Genomic DNA, 662 nt, shown 5'->3' on the forward strand with positions numbered 1-662 from the left:
AAAAAAAGAAAAAGCGAAAAAAATTCGCGACGGTTATAAAAAACGTTGGAATGATGTCCGCGATGAATGGTTTTCCCGCTCTCTGACCAGTTACTTGAAGGATATGCAGGATCTTCACCCTGTCATGGAACAACTTGCGGCTATCGTAAAAGACTTCAAAGAGCGTTACGAACAATTGAAAAAAGAAAAAGCAATCGTGGATTTTTCGGATTTGGAGCATTACTGCCTTCAAATTTTATTGGATGAAGATTCTACGCCAGATCAGCCTTTGCCTTCAAAAGTCGCCGAAGGATTTCATAAGCAATTTTCTGAAGTGCTGATTGATGAGTATCAGGATACGAACCTCGTTCAGGAAACGTTGCTGCGATTATTGACGGATGGACAGGAAGCCGGTCATCTCTTTATGGTAGGTGACGTAAAGCAGAGCATTTACCGCTTCCGACACGCGGAGCCTTCTCTCTTTTTAAATAAATACAAAGCGTACGGTATCCAAGATCAGCCTGGAGAGAGAATCGATTTGGCCAGGAACTTTCGGAGCCGCAAGCAGGTGCTTGATGCTACAAACTACATTTTCCGCCAGGTGCTAGATGAAGAAGTAGGGGAAATGGAATATGAAAAAGAAGCCGAGTTGATTTACAGTAATAAAATTTATGATGAACTGA

At 42.0% G+C, this 662-nt stretch carries 1 protein-coding gene; it reads left to right on the forward strand.

The window, feature by feature from the left end; genetic code table 11:
- Positions 1-662 (forward strand): UvrD-helicase domain-containing protein (locus LD39_RS21455; RefSeq protein WP_035553902.1); only part of this gene is annotated, 662 nt, incomplete at both ends.

Source organism: Halobacillus sp. BBL2006 (genome assembly GCF_000786645.1).
Taxonomy (GTDB): Bacteria; Bacillota; Bacilli; order Bacillales; family Halobacillaceae; genus Halobacillus.